Here is a 1357-nt window from a genome sequence, read left to right on the forward strand (position 1 = left end):
CGGCGGATCGGCATGGCCGCCCTCGGCGTCGCCCTGGCCGTCCCGCTGCTGCCGATCCCCGCGATCCAGGGCGGTCTGCTCGGCGAGACGGGCGCGGGCATCGGCGCGGGTTCGGGCGGCGGGGGGACGATCTCCGCGGTCAACCCTCTGGTGTCCCTGCGCGACAGCCTGAACATCGACCAGGACCGCACGGTCCTGACGGTCCGTACGAACTCCAGCAACCTGTCGGACATGTACCTGCGGATCGTCTCCCTGGACGACTTCGACGGCACCACCTGGCGCCCGTCCCGCAAGCGCATCCAGGAGGTCCCCAAGGACTTCCCGACCCCGGTGGGCCTGCGCTCCTCCGTGAAGCGCACGGAGGTCAGCACACAGATCACGGCCGCCGGCTGGTACGCCCAGGACTGGCTGCCGATGCCGTACCCGCCGAGCGGGGTGCAGATCAAGGGGAACTGGCGGTTCGAGCCGGAGGGCATGACCCTGGTCGGCGACCACGGCCAGAACACCCGCGGTCTGACGTACCAGGTCAACAGCCTGGAGGTGCGGCCGACGGCGGAGCAGCTGGCGGCGGCGCCCCCGGCCCGCGCGTCGATCCTGAACGACTACACCGAAGTACCGCCCTCGCTCCCCCAGGTGGTGTGGCGGGAGGCCCGCGAGATCACCCGCGGCGCCGGGACGGACTACGCGAAGGCGGTCGCCCTCCAGGACTACTTCGCGGTGACGGGCGGCTTCCAGTACGACACCCAGGTCGAGGTCGGCTCGGGCCCGGACGCGATCGCCCGCTTCCTGCGGGACAAGCAGGGGTTCTGCGTCCACTACTCGTTCGCGATGGCGGCCATGGCCCGCACGCTGGGCATCCCGGCGCGGGTCGCGGTCGGTTTCGCGCCGGGCACCCCGCAGGGCAACGGCACGGTCCAGGTGAGCCTGAAGGACGCGCACGCCTGGCCGGAGCTGTACTTCGAGGGCATCGGCTGGACCCGCTTCGAGCCGACGCCGACGCGGGGTTCGACCCCGGAGTACACACTGCCGGACACGGGGGACACCGCGACCCCGGTCATCCCGGAGAACCCGGCCACGGCGAGCGCGGCTCCGTCCTCGGCGCCCTCCGCGAGCGCGAGCTGCTCCTCGGCCCAGCGCAAGGAGAACGGCTGCGCGAGCACGGCCCCGGTGGACCGGTCGGCGGACGGCGGCGGGGGCACCCCCTGGTACCGGGTGGCCTGGTGGTCGCTGCTGGCCGTGCTGGTGATCGCGGTCCCGCTGCTGCCGATGCTGTGGCGCCTGCGCCGCCGGTCGATCCGGCTCGCGTCGGCACGGCACACGGGCGCGGGCGACGGCCCGCCCGGGGACCGTCCGGGAC

1 protein-coding gene is annotated in these 1357 nt (G+C 73.5%); it reads left to right on the plus strand.

Annotation, left to right across the window (positions count from 1 at the left end; all coding sequences use genetic code 11):
- The coding region (locus ACVNF4_RS36085) for a transglutaminase family protein (RefSeq protein WP_461807043.1) at positions 1-1357 on the plus strand (1357 nt) is incomplete at both ends.

The sequence above is a fragment of the Streptomyces sp. S6 genome (genome assembly GCF_054880855.1).